An 18,474-nucleotide genomic window follows, 5' to 3' on the forward strand; every position below is an offset into this window, starting at 1 on the left:
TATGGTCACTACCCTCACGCCCACCCTCTATGTGGTGGGCAATATAAATGTTGATTTAATCATGAGTACGCTCAGCGACTGGCCGCAGCGCGGCACGGAAGTGATGCTGCAGCACAGCGAGTTACGTCCCGGCGGGTCCGCAGGTAACTGTGCGCTGGCGCTGGAGGCGATGCAGGTGCCGCATCGGGCCATTGCCAATCAGGGCGACGATGGCTTCAGTCACTGGCTCGCCAGTCACTTTCCTCATAGCGCTGCATACTGGCCGCGCTATGCCTGTGAAACCTCGCTGACGGTAGGCGTGACCCATCCCGATAACGAACGCTCGTTTCTCAGCAATCACGGCCATATTACCGTGCTGACCGCGGACGATGTGCTGGCCCAGTTGCCGTCGCAGGCGACGCCGGGCGACATCGTGCTGCTGTGCGGCACCTTTCTCTGTCTGGAACTCTATGATCACTACCCGGCGCTGCTGGCCGCACTGCAACAGCGTGGCTTCTGTGTCGCCGTGGATACCGGCTGGCCGCCTGCGGGCTGGAGCGATGGGCTTCGCTTACAGATTGGCAACTGGTTAGCGGACTGTGACTGGCTGCTGCTGAATGAGGTGGAAGCGCTGGGCTTATCGGGCGCAGAACTGCTGGATCAAAGCGGTAAACAGCTGGCGGCCCGGCTCAGTGGTCGCGGCGGCTGTGTGATTAAGTGTGGCGCAGAGGGCGCACGTCTCTGGTCTGCCGCCTCTGTGCAGTATGCTGCTGCCCAGCCGGTGACGGTGGTAGATACCATTGGTGCCGGTGACAGTTTTAATGCCGGTTTTCTTACTGCACTGCTCTATCACCAGCCATCGCACACGGCGCTGCGCTGGGGCATTGAAGTGGCATCACAGGCGATAAGCAGCTCTCCGCGCCGCTATCCCAGCTGGCAACAACTCCAACTATCAAATGAGGTGCGCTGACCATGGCCAGTGTTGAACTTGTACAGGTGGCGAAGCGCTACGGTAAACAGAGCGTGCTGCACCCGCTGGATTTAACCATCCCTGATGGCAGTTTCACTGTGCTGGTTGGCCCCTCCGGCTGCGGCAAATCAACCCTGCTGCGGCTGCTTGCCGGTCTGGATACCGTCTCTGACGGGGCGATCATGCTGGATAAAAAACGCATTAACGATCTCGATCCTGCTGACCGGGATATCGCCATGGTGTTTCAGAGCTATGCGCTCTATCCGCATCTCACCGTCGCGGAGAATCTGGCGTTTCACATGCAGGTGAAAAAGGTGAAGCGCGAGGAGCAAAAAAGCAAAATCGCCCGCATTGCCGGCATTCTCGGCATCGATCAGCTGCTGCAGCGTTATCCAAGAGCGTTGTCGGGTGGACAGCGGCAGCGCGTGGCGATGGGCCGCGCCATGGTGCGCAATCCGCAGGTGTTTCTGTTTGATGAGCCGCTCTCTAATCTTGATGCGCAGTTACGCATGGAGCTGCGGGCCGAGATCAAGTCGCTGCATCAGCGTTTCAAAACCACCATGGTCTATGTTACCCACGATCAGGTCGAGGCGATGACGCTGGCGGATCAGATTGTAGTGATGAAAGAAGGGGTCATTGTGCAGCAGGGTGCACCGCTGGCGATTTATGACCGCCCGGTTAACACCTTCGTGGCGCGGTTTATCGGGTCACCGCCGATGAATCTGCTGGATGCCCGTTTCCAGACACGCGATGGGCTGCCTGGCGTCTGCTGTTGCGAGCAGTGGCTGCCGTTACCGCGTCGCTGGCACAGTGCGGCACAGCAGCAGGCCGATCAGCCGGTCACGCTTGGCGTACGACCCCACGATCTGATTTTTGATGCCAGCGGGCAACCGGCGGTGGTCAATATTGTTGAGATCACCGGCGAATCGACCCTGTTACATCTGAACTGGCAGGGTTTCCCGCTGCATATGCAACTGACCGGCCGCAGCGATGCCGTGCCTGGCGGCACGCTGCCGGTGACCGTTAACCCGGATAAAATGCACTTGTTTGATGCCAGCACCGGTGTGCGGCTGACGGAGCAGTGATAAAAATAAACCCGCCAGCGGTAATGTCAGTCAGTTAAGCGACAGGTGATAACGCAGTCTGGTGCCGGGCTGCTCTGAAACTTCAGTGTGTATTGTTAAAAAAGGGCACGAGAGTGGAGGCCTGAGCGCCTCTGCTGCTGAAAGGGCTATCCGCAGCGCTGAGGCGTGACGGTGGGCCAGAAGTCCACGCCGGGAAGCGTGGACAGGTCGGGGCCGGCCAGGGAGGGCCGATCCCCGAACGGTTCGTCGGCACGACGTCAAAGCCGAAGGTACCGCGTGAGCGGCGCGAGGACGGCCCGGCAGCAGCAGAGGTGCGCTGGCCCGTACTGCGGCTCGCTCGCCCAAAAAAAAGCTGCCACGTTTGACCGTGACAGCCTTTACAAATCTAATCTTAACTGAGCAGCATTGCGCCAGCGGCGGGTTTTTTATTTTGTGAAGCAGAGTCTGGATCAGGAAACATACGCCTGCTTACGCCAGATGAAACTGCTCTACCGTCTGTGACAGCTGCTGCGCCTGATCTTCCAGCGAACTGGCGGCAGCCGACATCTGCTGCACCAGCGCGGCGTTCTGCTGGGTGACGCCATCCATTTCATTGACGGCAATCGTTACCTGACTGATGCCACGCGCCTGTTCGCTTGATGCTGTAACAATCTCACCGATAATCCCCTGCACCGAATTCACCGCCTGCATCATCTCCTGCATGGTTTTACCGGCATCGTTTACCAGCCGGACGCCGCTCTCGACCCGCACGCTCGACTCTTCAATCAGTGCGCCGATCTCTTTCACCGCGTTCGCGCTGCGCTGGGCCAGATTACGCACTTCAGAAGCCACCACGGCAAAACCGCGTCCCTGCTCACCGGCGCGTGCAGCTTCTACAGCCGCGTTCAGCGCCAGAATATTGGTCTGGAAGGCGATACTGTTAATCATGGTGGTAATGTCGCCGATCTTTTTTGAACTGTCATCGATCTGCGCCATGGTCTGCACCACCTCACCCACCAGCGAGGCACCACGACTGGCGATGTGGGTAGCGTTTTCAGTCAGGCTGGTTGCCTGCTGCGCGTTATCGGCATTCAGGCGAATCGTGGCGCTGATCTGCTCCATGCTGGCTGCGGTCTGCTCCAGCGCGGCGGCCTGTTGTTCGGTGCGTGACGCCAGATTGAGGTTGCCGCTGGCAATTTCACCCGCTCCCTGGCGTACTGATTCACTGGAATCTTTAATCTGCCCGACAATCTGCCGGAGCTGGCTTTGCATGGTATCCAGGGCGAAAAAGAGGCTGCTGCGATCGCCGTTTTTCACCACAATCGCGTTATCCAGCTTGCCATCGGCGACGGCCAGCGCAATATGCGCCGCTTCAGCCGGCTCACCGCCAATCGGACGCAACACTTTACGGCTGAACAGCATGCCCAGCACCGTCCCGACCAGCAGAACGCTCACGACCATCAGGATCACCGCCCACATCAGCTGCCGGTTTGAGGCGGCCATCACCTGACTGACCGGTGCAACCACGCCGAGATACCAGGGTTTGTCGCTGTTACCAATCACCACCGGCTGCCAGGTGACCAAAGCGTCTTCACCCAGCACGGCATCAAATCGCTGGACGACTTTTGACGTAAAACCCTCTTTTTCGCCTTTCCAGGGCTTCCCGGCTTCATCTTTCACCGGCGAAGAGACCACATTCCCGCCGTTAGAAAGCAGCAGCGCATAGCCGCTTCCCTGCCAGGGTTTGATCTGATTCACTTTCTGTTGCAGTGATGCCAGTGAAATGTCAGAGGTAACGATCGCCTTTAAGGTGCCCTGATCGATAATCGCGGCGGCGACGGAGGTGAGCAACGTCGGTACGCCGTTATAGGCATAGCTATAGGGTTCGGTGAGCGTATCTTTTTGTGATTTTTGCGGGATCAGATAGTAATCGCCCTGACCCGGTGTCAGATAGGAGAGCAGCGGATGCATCGAGTAAGTACCTGATGCGTCACGATCGACAAAAAAGGCATAACGGCCCTGCGGTGCCTGACCTGGCTGTGAAGCAAAATCAGCATCCCGGCCATCAAATGCATTCTGTTCAAATATCACTGACATCGACAGATAGTCAGGGTTAGCACGCAGCGCATACTCCATCACCTTATCGGCCGCTTTGCGATCGGTAATGCCTACGTGGGGCAAGGCAATCAGACTTTGTCCAAGGTGACTCGCGACATCACGTGCATGGCTCAATTCCTGCTGCACCTGTAAGGCACGGCTCTGCGCAATCTGCTGCAGATATTGTTCGGCCAGCGCCTTCTGCTCTTTACCGGATTGCCAGCTGAGGACGCCAATCGTCACGGTAAATCCCAGCACTATCGTTAAACCACCCATGATCAGCATCTGGGCACGGGTACTCATTCTTTTCTTATGTGTTAACTGACTGACCATAGTGCTTCCCCTGAAATTTACCTGGCTCAATACCTCCTTGTAGTTATGGTGCTCCTGAGATCATCTATCGGCGGCGTTTTTTTGAACTTTAATGGCCATTTCCCCGCCGTGATGGGGGTCTCACAGCGCATGATTACGGGAAGTTGATCGCAAAGGGATTATGGCGCTGCGAATGAACGGCCTTTTTTTGATCTGCAACAATACTGGTGCCCGCCATTACTGTCAGTTTATGTCAACAGTTGCTGTAGCCCCCTTATCGCAGTGGAGATAGAACAATGATCGGTAAATCAGGATTAGCTGTCGGGATGGTTGTCTGGCTGGCGTATGTCGCCTGGATCGTTCACTATTATTCAGACACCTTTATGCAGTTCTCCCGCTAAGCAAACAGGACCTTCGGGTCCTTTTTTTTGCCCTCACTTCAGCCGGGTTGGCCTGTGAGCCAAATATTCGCTATTATCGACTCATTCTGTGAGCCGAATAACCTTCTTTATTCGGCTCATCCACCCTTAGCGTGAGCCGATTATGAGCGTTACCTGGATCTGGCAACAGCCGGACTGGCCCCATTTTCAATGGCAGGACGCCGTGCTGTTACCGCGCCTGCGCCATCTGCAGCAGCAGCGCGGATTGCTGCTGGGCCGTGCCAGCCTGCATTCAGACAGTGAAACCCAGACGCTGGATACCCTGCTCAGCAATATCCTCTCCTCTTCCGCGATTGAAGAGGAGCGGGTCAACGTGCAATCGGTCCGCTCATCGCTGGCGCGTCGGTTAGGCGTGACGGAAGAGCAGCCCTATCCGGTCTCCGATCGTTCAGAAGGCCTGGCTGCCATGATGCTCGATGCCATCAACAACCGCAGCCAGCCGCTGACGCCTGAGCGTCTCTGTCAGTGGCATCGCTGGCTTTTCCCGGCCGATGAGTGGACGGTGCAGCGCCTGAGCGTCGGCACACTGCGCGGCAGTGAGCCGATGCAGGTCATCTCAGGTCGCATCGATCGTCCCACGGTGCATTTTGAAGCGCCGCCGCGACAGGGACTGGAGCCGCAGCTGGCGCAGTTTATTGAGTGGTTCAACAGCAGTCAGCATGATGTGATGCTGGACCCGTTGCTGCGCGCCGCCATCTGCCACCTCTGGTTTGTCACCCTGCACCCTTTTGATGATGGTAATGGTCGTATCACGCGTGCCTTAACCGATCTGGCGCTGGCGCAGGCCGACAGTCAGAGCATCCGGCTGTATGCCATGTCACCCGCCATTCTGACGCAGCGTGCCGGTTATTACCGCATCCTTGAGCAGACGCAGAAAGGCGGCCTGGATATCACCCAATGGCTGGTTTGGTTTCTTGATATCCTGGATGAGAGTCTGCAACAGGCGATGAACGTCATCGATCGCACTCAGATGAAAGCGCGTTTCTGGCTGCGGCATCAGGGGATGGGATTGAGTCCGGAACAGGTGAAAGTGCTGAACCGGCTGCTGGATGGCGGCGAGCAGGGTTTCGAACTGGGGATCAGCGCCAGTCAGTACCAGAAGGTCGCCAAAGTGAGTAAAGCCACCGCGACCCGTCATCTGACCGATCTGGTTGAAAAAGGCTGCCTTTACCGGCTTGAAGGCGGAGGCAGGAGTACCCGCTATCAGGTTAACACCCACGAGACGCCCTGAGCCGGGCTGTTTTGACTGCTAACCGGGAGTACATCGCGATCGTTGTGATGTACTCCTGAGTGCGGGAATTACTCTTTAAGTGAAGCCCCGTTGGTCGCAATGACCTCTTTATACCAGTAAAAGCTTTTCTTACGGCTGCGGGCCAGCGAACCTTCCCCGGTATCATCGCGGTCAACATAAATAAAACCGTAACGCTTAGACAATTCGGCTTTTGATGCGCTGACAAGATCGATAGGTCCCCAGCTGGTATAACCCATGACCTCCACGCCATCGTCAATGGCCTCACGCACCTGAACCAGATGATCGTTGAGGTAGCTGATGCGATAATCATCCTGCACGACGCCCGTTGCATCCGGTATGTCTTTGGCGCCCAGTCCGTTCTCAACAATAAAAAGCGGCTTCTGATAACGATCCCACAGCAGATTCAGTAAGGTCCGCAAGCCCACCGGGTCAATCTGCCAGCCCCATTCAGAACTCTGCAGGTGAGGATTTGGCACCATGCTCAGAATGTTACCCCGCATCTGCTGATTCAGTGTCTCATCGGCGGTCACGCAGCCGGACATGTAATAGCTGAACGAGATAAAATCGACGGTCGACTGGAGTATCTGGCGATCGGTATCCGTGATATCCAGCTGAATATTATTCTCGCGAAAGAACCGCAACATATAGCCCGGATAAACACCACGGCACTGTACATCGCCAAAAAATTGCCATTTCCGGTTCTCCTGCAGCGCTTCCAGCACATCATCAGGCTTACAACTGAGTGGATAGACCAGCCCGCCCAGCAGCATATTGCCAATGCTGGCGTCCGGGTTAATCTCGCGGCAGGCTTTCACCGCCAGCGCACTGGCGACCAGTTGATGATGAATCGCCTGATACACCTCAGCTTTGCTGCTGGTTTCAGGCAGACCCACGCCGGTCATCGGCGCGTGAAGCGACATGTTAATTTCGTTAAAGGTCAGCCAGAGTCTGACTTTCTTCCTGTAGCGGGCAAACACCGTGCGGGCATAATGCTCAAAGAAGCCAATCACCTGACGGTTACCCCAGCCACCATACTGCTTCACGAGGTGCCAGGGCATCTCATAATGTGACAACGTAACAAGTGGGGTGATGTGATGTGCGGCCAGCTCATCAAATAACCGGTCATAAAAGGCCAGACCAGCCTCGTTGGGCTGTTGCTCGTCACCGTTCGGGAAGATGCGCGTCCATGCGATTGAAACCCGCAGACAGCTGAAACCCATCTCTGCAAACAGCCTGATATCGTCCGGATAGCGGTGGTAAAAGTCGATCGCGATGTCTTTGAGGCTTTGGCTGCCCTCAATGCGCTCCGATACCGGGCCAAAGATTCCCTGTGGCTGAACGTCTGAGGTTGAGAGGCCTTTGCCCTCTTCCCGCCATGCGCCTTCAACCTGATTAGCGGCAACAGCACCGCCCCATAAAAATGAATCCGGGAAAGTTTTCATCCTGTTCTCCTTTTATTGACGAGTGACGCTGAGTAAAGGCGTACCTGCAGTGACCGCGGTCCCTGCCACAGTCATCACCTCAGGATACTCATCGCTGTTAGTGATAATGATCGGTGTTGCCAGGTCATATCCGGCATCAAGAATGGCCTGACGATCAAACTCCAGCAGCAGATCGCCGGCCCTGAATGTGTCGCCCACTTTTACATGTGCCGTGAAAGGTTTGCCGTCGAGCCTGACGGTATCGATACCCACATGGATCAACAGCTCAATCCCGCTGTGACTCAGCAGCCCTATGGCGTGTCGGGTCTGAAACAGGGAGGCCACCTCACCCGCAAAAGGCGCAATGACTTTATTATCAGAAGGGATGATGGCCACACCCTGTCCCAGCAGGCCACTGGCGAAGGTTGGATCGGGAATCTGACCAAGCCCCAGAACGGTGCCCGTCATCGGTGACAGAATGTCATCTTCGCCAGGGGTAACCGGGAGCGCTGCGTCTGGCGCCGTGTTTCGGGGCATGCCCGCTACCAGCGTCATGCCGCAACCCAGTATCAGCGCGAGTAGCGTCCCGGCAATACCGCCCCATAACGTGGAATCCACACCGCCAGGTGGGATCATTTGTGCGATGGTAAAGATGTTGGCAAAACCAAATGAATAAACGTGGGTGCTGCTGAAGCCGACAATGGCACCGCCAATAGCGCCCGCCACACAGCCAAAGATAAAGGGACGGCGCAACGGCAGATTAACGCCATAGACAGCCGGTTCAGTGATACCAAAGATCCCTGCGGTCACGGATGAACCCGCCAGCATCTTCTGTCGTGCATCCCGACTGCGCAGAAACACCCCCAGCGCCGCGCCAACCTGGCCCATGACAGCAGGCAACAGCATGGGCAGCATTGAGTCATGCCCCAGTACGGCAAGATTGTTGATCATCAGTGGCACCAGTCCCCAGTGCAAACCAAAAATCACACAGACCTGCCACAACGCGCCCAGGGCGGCACCAGCCAGCCAGGGTGCCAGCGCATAAATCCACTGGTAACCGTTTGCCAGTATCTGACTTAAGCCTGTGGCCAGTGGGCCAATCACCAGGAAGGTCAGCGGCACGGTGACGCTCAGACAGATCAGTGGCGCAAAGAAGTTTTTCATGGAGGCGGGAAGTCGCCGGCTGCTCTGTTTTTCCAGCCAGCAACTAACCCATGCAGCGAGAATAATCGGGATAACCGACGCACTGTAATTAAACCAGGTTACAGGGATGCCGAGAAACGCGTCCGTCATTTCACCGGACTGCTGGCTGGCATTAAAAGCTGCAATCATCGTCGGGTGGGTCAGCGCCCCGCCAATCACCATGGTAATAAAGGGATTGCCGCCAAATTTCTTCCCGGCGGTGTAGCCCAGCACCAGAGGAAAGAAGAAAAACAGGGCATCACTGGCTGCAAACCAGATTTTATACGTTCCACTTTCAACAGAAAGCCAGCCACAGACCACGGCCAGCGCCAGTAAACCTTTTAGGATCCCGGAGGCGGCGAGAATGCCGATAAACGGGGTAAAAATGCCTGATACAATGTCGATCAGATGATTGAAAACATTACCCCCGGTCTTTTCCCCTTCTGTTGCTGCAGAAAGCTCATCAGCCAGCCCCGCTTCACTACGCACAGCCTGCCAGACATCATGAACGTGGTTGCCAATCACCACCTGAAACTGCCCGCCGCTTTCAACGACCATAATAACGCCCGGATTTTTCTTTAGCCCTTCAGCGTCGGCTTTATGGTTGTCTTTCAGTTTGAAGCGTAACCGGGTGGCACAATGAACCAGAGTTACGATGTTCTCCCGGCCACCAATATGGCTGAGGATATCTTGTGCCAGCGTGTGATATTCCATCTCGATTTCCTTACAACCGATGCCTGCGGACATCAGTTAACTGAGCCAAAAATGAAAAAAACCTGAGAACGTCCTCCTTTCAGAGTCCGCGCTCAGGTTTTGCCTGCGTTAAGCAGTAACAATCCGGTTTATAGAGCTTATTGCCCCTCTTTTCTCACCCGTTCGATGTTAATGGCGAGAAACATGATCTCTTCTGCAGTCAGATCACGCTGATAGCTTTGTTGCAGATGCTGCGCGATTTTCACCGCACATTTCCAGGCTTTGGGATAGTTATCTTTTACTGCTGTATGCAGCGATACATCGTCATCGTCCACCACGGTACGCGTCAGCATCCGCTGAGCAAAAAACTTCAGATGAGTGACAAAACGCTGGTAACTCAGCGACGATTCGATGTACTCCAGCTGCAGTTGATACTTCACCAGTTGCAGAATCTCCTGCATAACCCGGGTGACATGCATCACTTCCGGCATTTCATTATTGAGCTGCGCCGTCACCAGATGTAGCGCGATAAATCCGGCTTCATCCTCCGCCAGTTCGACATTCAGACGACGTGAAATGATAGCCCTGGCCTCCTGACCCAGTTCGAACTCTTTGGGGTAGAGGCGTTTGATATCCCACAGCAACACATTTTTAATTGCCAGACCTTTTTTCTGCCTTTCAATGGCAAAGTAGCAGTGGTCGGTCAACGTGATATACAGGCTCTCCTGCAATGTCCCCAGACGTTGTGTTGCCAGATCAATAATGCGGTCGCAGGTGGTCATCACTTCAGGAGGGATCTGGTATAACAACTCCTCCAGACGACGTACCAGCAGATCACTTTGCAGCGCAAATACCTTCTCAATGTGCGCAGCGTTGAGACTGTCACCGATGCGCTTCTGGAAAGCCAGTCCACGCCCCATCACGACCTGTTCGCGTCCCTGCTCATCCTGAACCATCACCACGTTGTTATTAAGAATTTTGGCGATTTTCATCGGAACCCCAGAAACAAAAAAACCTGACATCCGACAGAGGCCAGAAGTCAGGTTTTGCCTGCCTAAGCAGTAACAATCCAGTTCGGGAACTCTATCAGTTTTAGTCGTGACCTCAATCTGTCAGGGCAAAAAGCGTGACAGCGATCGAAATCCTCTTATTAACTTAAAAAGTGACTACCTTGTTGAGTTCAGTCACCCATGCATCCTGCGTGTGGCGATACCCGCCGGACGAGACCAGTATTAAAGCCGGGGGTGCGGTTCCGGGCAGCAAAAGGGGTATGACGCTCAGTGGAATGAAAACTCACGTTATGGAAGGAAAATGGTCATGCGAGGAAGGTCGTCTGAAAAATCGACTAATGGACTGCAGTGTTCATTAACTGCCATTTAGCGATTAAAAACACACCGCTTTGAACGCTTTTGTCACTGATCACAATGTTTTGATTTATCGGACGAAAAGCCCTTAATGTGTGAAATCGTTCTGTTGAGCGTCAGAGCCCGTTATGCAGGGTAAAAGAGTGGAAGGAAGACTATCTGTAAAGGATTTAGCAGGAGAACAGCTCAAACCGCTATTCAGAAACAGCAACGCCGGAAGGTTCGCTTCCGGCGCTGTTGAGATTACGCGGCTTTAACGGCGCGTACTTTCTTTGCAGCAGGCTCTTCCTGCGGCTCATCCGCGCTATCGTCTGAGACAGCTTCTGGCTGAGAGACGGCTGCTGCTGCCGTTTCTGGCAGTTTGCTGGTGCGCAGAATATGCTGAACGGCATCTTTCTGCTCTGCAATCAGCAGGCCCAGCGTTTCTGCCTGAGATTCATCCAGTGCAGGTTGATGCTGTAACAGCCAGTCGGTGAAGGCTTCGGCCATATCGAGCATTTTGTCGTAGGCATCGGCCTCTTTCTTATTGGCAAACGTCATCTTCTCTTCACCCTTTCTGACTACTACAAATTTTGTTTCAACAGCCATCTTCTCGCCCTCAGGTACTGTGTATGCATACAGTATATCATGCCGATCCTGCTTTGCCAGCAGAGAATAGAGTTTATCGGTTGTGCACGGGCTAACCTTAACCTGGCACAGGCTTTTTTCATTTTTCCTGACACATTCTCCGCCGCGAGGGCCGGCGGCTACACCAGCAGCTCTTCAAGAAACATCGCCAATGCCTTACGGGGATCGTCCTCTTCCGAGACGATCACCTCAATCCCCCACTGCCCCAGCACCTCTTTGGCCACCGGGTTGTTCCGGTTAGTGAACAGGTACGATTTTGGCCGGGCGGTTGCCAGCCCGGTGCGGCCCCACATCTTGGTCAGACGGTAAAACAGCAGGCGAATATTGAAATCACTGATGCTGTAGCCGACAAACAGTACTGAGTTGCCCATCACATCGTGAGTCAGTTTGATGTCGAGCGGCGAATCAAAATAGAGGCGTTCAAAATAGCTGCTCTCATCGAGCACGATTGAGGTGTCATCATCAAAATCACCGTGCAGCTTGATGATGTGACGCTTATCTTCAGTGAGAGAAACCAGGTCCGCGGCGTTTGCCACTTTATAATAGGGTACGCCGTGCGCTTCATGCGCCGCTTCCAGCCAGCGATCGTAATTGGTGGTGTAGATACGCGAAAAGTTACCCTGGGTAATCATGGTATGAATTTCAGAAGAGCGGACATCAATATCGGGGCGATGCCATTCGCGATCCATCCAGCTGCGCAGCGGGCCAAGCGAACCTTTTTTCTGTTTGTAATACTCCGCCAGCGACAGGTGCGTGCCATAGGTATTAAAGATTTTTGGATCGTAACCCAGCTCATTAGCAAGATGCGCAATCAGTTCATGCCACTCGGGCAGGCCAAAATTGCGCGAAATACCGGCACCGGCAAACAGAATCAGTTTGCCGGAATCATAGGCGCGTTTGAGTTCAGGTTTCATGCCATGCCCCGCGAGGTTTTTAAAAAGGTGGCGAAGCGATCCAGCGCGATGCGCCGCATCGAGATCTCATTCTTGAGTTCGCCCATTTCAGCAAACGTCTGCTCATAGCCTTCGGGAATAAAGACGCAGTCCCACTGAAAGCCACGCGTTCCGGCAGGTTTCGCGGCGATAGTGCCGCGCAGTTCACCCGAAAACTGGTACATTTTGCGGCCATCGCAGTAGCCCAGCACCGTTTTGGCCGTCACGGCCTGGCTGTCGAGCCCCTGCACCAGCGCGGTAAAGCGCTCAGCGTCCAGGCGGTTCCAGAAGATGCGGGTCAGACCGGCGGGCAGGCCATTGAGGCCATCCAGATAGAGGCCGGTATGCTCTACAAATAGCGGTCGCCCAATCAGCGAAAAGGCTTTGGTCAGTTTGTCGCGTACCAGGTCGAGTTCGTTTTCAGTCTGAATTTCTTCGATGCGACGGGCGATGGGCAGAACTTCGACCCCGACAGGTTCGAGTATTTTGCGCACCTCCGCCAGCTTTTGCTCATTGGCAGAAAGGAATCTGATTTTCATGGGGCTTCCAGGTCAATTACTCCGCCACGCAGTGAGGATTTTACGGAAACAGGCGGGCAGGATAAATCACTAACGCTGGAGAGTGTAGTTCAATTCTGTGCTCATCAGGTTGAAGTGCGCAGAACCGGCCGCAGCAGGCGAGCCGGTTCTGCAGACTCAGTAAACAATGCCGGGTGGATTCACCGTGGACTGAGTGATGGCCTCATCCTGTTCGCCCCAGCGTGCCAGCACCTGCTGATACTGCCCGCCTGCGATGGTGCCATCCAGCGCAGCCTGCAGCGCGGGTGCCAGGCCATTGCCCTTTTTGGTGGTCACGGCTACCCAGGCGCGAAACGGTCCGCTGCCAACCAGCTTTGTCTGTCCGCGTGACGCCACTTTCCAGGCCGCCATCGAGTGAGGGCCAAACATCGCATCTGCCCGTCCCGACAGTAGCGTCAGCGTCGCGGAGGCATCATCAGTCAGGTAAATCGGCGTTACCGCAGGCAAACCTTTAGCCCGGTTCTGCTCATCCCAGCTCAGTAAAATACGCTCCTGATTGGTGCCCGAGGCGACGATAATCCGCTTACCGGCAATATCCGCCGGACTATTAATCTTGCTGATATGACTGTCGCTTTTCACCGCAAAAGCGTGGTTGTCGGCGCGATACGTCGCAAAATCGAACTTCTTCTTGCGCTCTTCGGTCACGGCAATATTGAACATCGCAACATCATAGCGTCCGGCGCTGATGCCCAGCGGCCAGTCCTCCCAGGAAGCCGGAACCAGCCTGAGTTTCAGCCCCAGGCTATCAGCAAGGAGTCGGGCGATATCGGGATCGCTGCCGATCCGCGTGACGTTATCAGACGCCAGCAGCGACAGCGGCGGCGAGTTGGTCGCCGAGGTAGCGACCGTCAGGGTGCCCGGTTCAATAAAGCGGTAATTGTCCGGAATTTGAGCAATAGCCTGCGGATTGGCCGGGGCATGAATCGGCGTCTCGTTTTGCAGGACATCGAGCTTCTCTGCCGCAGAACAGGCCAGCGCCGGAAGCAGCGTCAGAACCGTTAACGTTAATGCCCTCATAACACGCGCGCCAGAAAACGGCGGGTGCGCTCATGACGCGGATTATTAAGCACCTGGGTGGTGCTGCCCTGTTCCACAATCCGGCCATCCACCATAAAGACCACGTTATCCGCCACTTCCCGGGCAAAGCCGATCTCATGCGTCACAATCACCAGCGTAGTGCCGGAACGCGCCAGCTTTTTAATTACATCCAGCACTTCGCCCACCAGTTCAGGATCCAGCGCCGAGGTCGGCTCATCGAACAACATGACCCGTGGATTGAGCATCAGCGCACGCGCAATCGCGATGCGCTGTTGCTGCCCGCCCGACAGGTGACGCGGCCACGCATCGGCTTTATGCCGCAGCCCTACAATATCCAGCAGTTCGCCCGCACGCTGTATCGCTTCCGGTTTCGTTAACTGACGATGGGCAATCGGCGCTTCAATCAGGTTATCCAGCACGCTGAGGTGTGGGAACAAATTGAAGTTCTGGAACACGTAGCCGACGTTGATGCGCTGGCGCAGAATCGCCTTCTCTTTCAGTTCATACAGCTTATTGCCGCGCTGCTGATAGCCGATGTAGTCGCCATCAATCTGAATAAATCCTTCGTCGACCCGTTCCAGATGATTGATGGTGCGCAGCAGCGTGGATTTACCGGAGCCGGACGGCCCGAGGATCACCGTGACGGACCCCGGTGCCAGTGACAGCGATACATCATCCAGCGCTTTATGTTTACCAAATCGTTTACTGACGCCGGTGATGCTGATGGCACCGGTAGTGTGTGAGTTGCGGTAATCAATGGCTTCGGACATGGCTGATCTCCTCGGTCGGATGAAGTGGCGTGACGCGGTTGCGCCATTGTCGCCAGCGCGACGGTTGCGGTTCACGGGTGACGCTGCGGGCCATCCAGCGTTCGGCGTTGTACTGAATCACGGACAACACGGTGGTGATAATCAGATACCATGCGGCACCGACCATCAGCAGCGGGATCACTTCCTGATTGCGGTTGTAGATCATCTGGATGGTGTAGAACAGCTCCGGCATCGCCAGCACATAAACCACGGATGTGCCTTTCGCCAGACTGATGATCTCGTTGAACGCGGTGGGGATAATGGCGCGCAGCGCCTGCGGCAGAATGATGCGGAAGGTGCGGCGTGTGGCAGAGAGACCCAGCGCGGACGCAGCTTCCACCTGACCGTGATCGACGCCGAGGATCCCGCCGCGAATAATTTCCGCGCTGTAGGCCGCCTGCACCAGCGTCAGACCGATAACGGCTGCCTGAAACTGCCCCAGCACGTTAATCGTCTGATACGCCCCCCAGGAGAGGCCGGTAAACGGAATGCCGACAGACAGGGTGTCGTAGAGATAGGAGAAGTTATAAAGAATGATCAGCACCACAATCAACGGCAGTGACCTGAACAGCCAGATATAACCCCATGCCAGCGTGCTCAGCAGCCACGATGAGGAGAGACGTGCCAGCGCCAGCAGACCGCCCAGAAACAGACTGAATATCGTACCCAGCAGCGTCAGCAGCAGCGTCTGACCCAGACCGTGCAGGATCACCGGGTCAAAGAACCAGCGGGCAAACACGCTCCATTCCCAGCGCGGATTAAAGGCCACTGACTGCACCACGCCTGCCAGAATAAACAGCGCAACGATAGCCCCTGCGGTGCGTGCCGGGTAGCGTGCCGGCACCACCTGCAGATGTTGATGTTTGCTCATGGTCACCTCTTAACTTGCCGCGGCGACGTTATAGACGCCGATCACTTTGATAAAACGCAGTCGTCCGTCGTGCGGCGGCTGGCCATAACGCTCCAGATCCCCGCTGAGATCGAACTGTGGCTGATAACCGTGACCGGTATAGAGCCGCACCGCCTCCGGCTGACGGAAGCCGGTGGTGAGAAACAGCCGCTGATATCCCGCCTGTAAGGCGCGACGCTCCAGCTCCTGTAACACCACCAGCGCCAGCCCCTGACGCCGCAGATCGCTGCGGGTCCAGATGCGCTTCAGCTCGGCGGTCTGCGGGTCATAGGGTTTATAAGCGCCCATCGCGATGATCTCGCCGTCACGCTCCAGCACGATAAACAGCCCCTGCGGCGGCAGATACCATTCGGTCAGCTCCTGTTCCAGCTCGTTACGACGGGAAAAATAGTCGCCATAGCGTGCGGAATATTCGCCAAACAGACCGCCCAGGATCGGTTGCAACTCCGGCGCGTCGGGTGAAACTTCGCGAAAAGTGGATTCACTCATGGTCAGCTCCTTAGTCGCCCAGCCCGGCGGGATTGATTTCAGAACGATCGATCTTCTCAACACCTTCACCCCAGCGGTTCAGCACCTTCTGATAGTCACCGTTGCCGATCACGCCGTTCAGCGCGGTGCTGATCGGTTCCGCCAGGCAGCTGCCTTTCTTCACGGTAACGGCAATGTGCGCCGCTTTGGGCCAGCCGCCATCGACGCTGCCGACCAGACGGGTTTTACCGGTCAGTGCCGCTTTCCAGGCACCAATCACATTGGGACCAAAGTAGGCATCAGCCCGGCCAGCCTGCAGCGCCAGCGTCTGTGCGGCATCATCTTTGGTATATACCGGCGTAAAGGCTTTCAGTCCCTTTGCCTGATTCTCTTTATCCCACGCCAGCAGAATCGCCTCCTGATTGGTGCCGGATCCCACAATGATCCTCAACCCGGCAATATCTTCTGCTTTGGTCAGTGACTTTATCGGGCTGCTGGTTTTGACATAAAAGCCCAGTGAATCTTTGCGGTAGGTGGCGAAGTCGAACTTCTCTTTACGATCTTTGGTCACGGTAATGTTGGAGATCGCCGCGTCATATTTGCCCGAGGCCACGCCCAGCGGCCAGTCTTCCCATGAAGCTGGTACCACGTTGAGTTTTAATCCCAGGCTGTCAGCCACCAGCCGGGCAATATCCACTTCGCTGCCAAGCAGGGTTTTGTTGTCATCGGAAAACACCGTTAACGGCGGGGAGTTCAGCGCTGCGACTGCCACGGTAAAGGAACCCGGCACCACAAAACGATGACCCGCAGGCAGTTGCGCGATCGCCTCCGGATTCTTCACGGTATTGATCGGCGCTTTGTTAGCTTCAAGGCTGACGCGCTGGCCGTTATAGGAGACGCTGGTATCTTCAGCCAGCGCATGGCTACTGGCCGCCAGAATAAGCAGGGCGATAAGACGCGATGTTTTGTTCATGGCTTGTGCTCTTATTGTGAGGTGAACTGATTAACGGGTTGTTTCAGGGCGAAGCTGTCACGAAGCGTGCTGCCCGGATAGTCGCGGCGCGTCAGGCCGCGAGCCTGCAAAATCGGCACCACGCGGTCGACAAAACGTTCAAAGGTATCGGGCGTGCCGCCATTAATGATGAAGCCGTCAGTAGCCTGGGTTTCAAACCAGAGCTGCAGGCCATCCGCCACCTCTTCCGGCGTGCCGTGAAACAGCGGGCGTGGTGTTGCCGCTTCCAGCGCGGCCTGGCGCAGGGTATGCCCATGCTGCTGTGCTTTGCGTTTGATCTCGTCGGTGGTGCTGCGGAAGCTGTTCTGACCGATGTCACCGATATCCGGGAACGGCTGATCCAGCGGATACTGTGAGAAGTCGTGATGGTCGAAGAAACGCCCGAGGTAGTTAAGCGCATCGGTAATCGACACCAACGCCGCCGTGGTCTGATACTGGCGTTCCACGTCCTGGGCATCATCGCCAACAATCACGCTGACACCCTGGAAGATGTGCAAATCGTCTGGCTGACGGCCATTCGCCACCAGTTGCTGTTTCACATCCTGATAAAATGACTGCGCCTCTTCACGCGTCGGCTGATGGGTGAAGATGGCGTCAGCATGACGCGCCGCCAGTTTTTTACCGTCGTCGGACGCGCCCGCCTGGAAGATAATCGGACGACCCTGCGGCGTGCGGGCGATGTTCAGCGGCCCCTGCACCTGGAAGAAATCACCGTGATGATCGAGCGTGTGCAGCTTCGCCGGATCGAAAAATTGTCCGCTGGCCTTATCACGCACAAAAGCATCCTGCTCCCACGAATCCCACAATCCTTTCACCACCTGCAGATACTCATCGGCAATGCGGTAACGCAATGCGTGCTCCGGGTGCTGCTGACGCGAGAAGTTTTTGGCCGAGCCTTCCAGCGGTGACGTCACCACGTTCCAGCCCGCACGCCCGCCGCTGAGATGATCAAGGCTGGCAAACTGACGCGCCACGGTGAACGGCTCGCTGTAAGAGGTCGATACCGTGCCAACCAGCCCCAGATGTTCAGTGACGCCCGCCAGCGCTGAGAGCAGCGTCAGCGGCTCAAAGCGATTCAGAAAGTGCGGGATCGACTTTTCGTTAATAAACAACCCGTCGGCGACAAACAGAAAATCGAGTTTGCCCTGCTCCGCCTTGCGGGCGATTTTTTTGGCGTAATCCAGATTAATACTGGCATCGGCCTGCGCCGCCGGATGGCGCCAGGCAGACATGTTTCCCGATGCGCCATGCAGAATGGTACCCAGCCGAAGTTGTCTTGTGGTCATGATGCTCTCTCTTTTTTAGTCGTAGCGATGCCCGACGACG

The 18,474-nt window shown here is 55.8% G+C and carries 16 protein-coding genes; 3 read left to right on the top strand and 13 right to left on the bottom strand.

Annotated elements, in window-relative coordinates; genetic code table 11:
- Position 1: 1 nt before the first annotated feature.
- Both GVJ63_RS10325 and GVJ63_RS10330 read left to right on the top strand, forming a co-directional pair.
- The gene (locus tag GVJ63_RS10325) at positions 2–949 is read left to right on the top strand and encodes a carbohydrate kinase family protein (RefSeq protein WP_010247086.1); all 948 of its coding nucleotides are present in this window, start codon (positions 2–4) and stop codon (positions 947–949) included.
- Positions 950–951: 2 nt separating this feature from the next.
- Positions 952–2,034: an ABC transporter ATP-binding protein gene (locus GVJ63_RS10330; RefSeq protein WP_159226806.1), complete on the top strand. Its 1,083-nt coding sequence runs from the start codon at positions 952–954 to the stop codon at positions 2,032–2,034.
- A gap of 468 nt (positions 2,035–2,502) precedes the next feature.
- On the opposite strand, the gene GVJ63_RS10335 is transcribed toward GVJ63_RS10330, so the two are convergent.
- Entirely contained in the window at positions 2,503–4,443 is a 1,941-nt protein-coding gene (locus tag GVJ63_RS10335; RefSeq protein ID WP_159226807.1) for a methyl-accepting chemotaxis protein, read from the bottom strand.
- Positions 4,444–4,965: 522 nt separating this feature from the next.
- On the opposite strand from GVJ63_RS10335, the gene GVJ63_RS10340 reads away from it, so the two are divergent.
- Positions 4,966–6,093 carry a Fic family protein gene (locus GVJ63_RS10340; RefSeq protein ID WP_159226808.1) on the top strand — a complete coding sequence of 376 codons (1,128 nt, stop codon included), beginning with the start codon at positions 4,966–4,968 and terminating at the stop codon, positions 6,091–6,093.
- Between the two features lie 68 nt (positions 6,094–6,161).
- On the opposite strand, the gene GVJ63_RS10345 is transcribed toward GVJ63_RS10340, so the two are convergent.
- The 12 genes from GVJ63_RS10345 to GVJ63_RS10400 all read right to left on the bottom strand — a co-directional run bounded on the left by GVJ63_RS10345 (position 6,162) and on the right by GVJ63_RS10400 (position 18,434).
- Positions 6,162–7,556 carry a glycoside hydrolase family 1 protein gene (locus tag GVJ63_RS10345; RefSeq protein ID WP_159226809.1) on the bottom strand — a complete coding sequence of 465 codons (1,395 nt, stop codon included), beginning with the start codon at positions 7,554–7,556 and terminating at the stop codon, positions 6,162–6,164.
- 12 nt (positions 7,557–7,568) lie between these two features.
- Entirely contained in the window at positions 7,569–9,431 is a 1,863-nt protein-coding gene (bglF, locus tag GVJ63_RS10350; RefSeq protein ID WP_159226810.1) for a PTS beta-glucoside transporter subunit IIABC, read from the bottom strand.
- Positions 9,432–9,568: 137 nt separating this feature from the next.
- On the bottom strand, positions 9,569–10,402 hold the full coding sequence (licT, locus tag GVJ63_RS10355; protein ID WP_033768963.1) for a BglG family transcription antiterminator LicT: 834 nt from the start codon (positions 10,400–10,402) through the stop codon (positions 9,569–9,571).
- A gap of 615 nt (positions 10,403–11,017) precedes the next feature.
- A complete protein-coding gene (locus tag GVJ63_RS10360) occupies positions 11,018–11,362 on the bottom strand; it encodes a YebG family protein (protein WP_060679191.1) in 345 nt (114 codons plus the stop codon).
- A gap of 158 nt (positions 11,363–11,520) precedes the next feature.
- The gene (locus GVJ63_RS10365) at positions 11,521–12,315 is read right to left on the bottom strand and encodes an SIR2 family protein (RefSeq protein ID WP_010247078.1); all 795 of its coding nucleotides are present in this window, start codon (positions 12,313–12,315) and stop codon (positions 11,521–11,523) included.
- Positions 12,312–12,872 carry a non-canonical purine NTP pyrophosphatase gene (locus GVJ63_RS10370; RefSeq protein ID WP_010247077.1) on the bottom strand — a complete coding sequence of 187 codons (561 nt, stop codon included), beginning with the start codon at positions 12,870–12,872 and terminating at the stop codon, positions 12,312–12,314. The genes GVJ63_RS10365 and GVJ63_RS10370 overlap by 4 nt, the downstream gene beginning before the upstream one ends.
- A gap of 156 nt (positions 12,873–13,028) precedes the next feature.
- A complete protein-coding gene (locus GVJ63_RS10375) occupies positions 13,029–13,928 on the bottom strand; it encodes an ABC transporter substrate-binding protein (RefSeq protein WP_010670374.1) in 900 nt (299 codons plus the stop codon).
- On the bottom strand, positions 13,925–14,719 hold the full coding sequence (locus tag GVJ63_RS10380) for an amino acid ABC transporter ATP-binding protein (protein ID WP_022624346.1): 795 nt from the start codon (positions 14,717–14,719) through the stop codon (positions 13,925–13,927). The genes GVJ63_RS10375 and GVJ63_RS10380 overlap by 4 nt, the downstream gene beginning before the upstream one ends.
- The gene (locus GVJ63_RS10385) at positions 14,703–15,629 is read right to left on the bottom strand and encodes an amino acid ABC transporter permease (protein WP_010247074.1); all 927 of its coding nucleotides are present in this window, start codon (positions 15,627–15,629) and stop codon (positions 14,703–14,705) included. Before GVJ63_RS10385 ends, GVJ63_RS10380 begins: the two co-directional genes overlap by 17 nt.
- 9 nt (positions 15,630–15,638) lie before the next feature.
- Positions 15,639–16,157, bottom strand: coding sequence for a GNAT family N-acetyltransferase (locus tag GVJ63_RS10390; protein ID WP_010247073.1), 519 nt, complete (start codon positions 16,155–16,157; stop codon positions 15,639–15,641).
- A gap of 10 nt (positions 16,158–16,167) precedes the next feature.
- Entirely contained in the window at positions 16,168–17,109 is a 942-nt protein-coding gene (locus GVJ63_RS10395) for an ABC transporter substrate-binding protein (RefSeq protein ID WP_159226811.1), read from the bottom strand.
- Between the two features lie 11 nt (positions 17,110–17,120).
- On the bottom strand, positions 17,121–18,434 hold the full coding sequence (locus tag GVJ63_RS10400; protein WP_159226812.1) for an LLM class flavin-dependent oxidoreductase: 1,314 nt from the start codon (positions 18,432–18,434) through the stop codon (positions 17,121–17,123).
- Positions 18,435–18,474 lie beyond the last annotated feature (40 nt).

Origin of the sequence: Pantoea sp. 18059 (genome assembly GCF_902706165.1) — a bacterium.
Classification (GTDB): Bacteria; Pseudomonadota; Gammaproteobacteria; order Enterobacterales; family Enterobacteriaceae; genus Pantoea; species Pantoea agglomerans.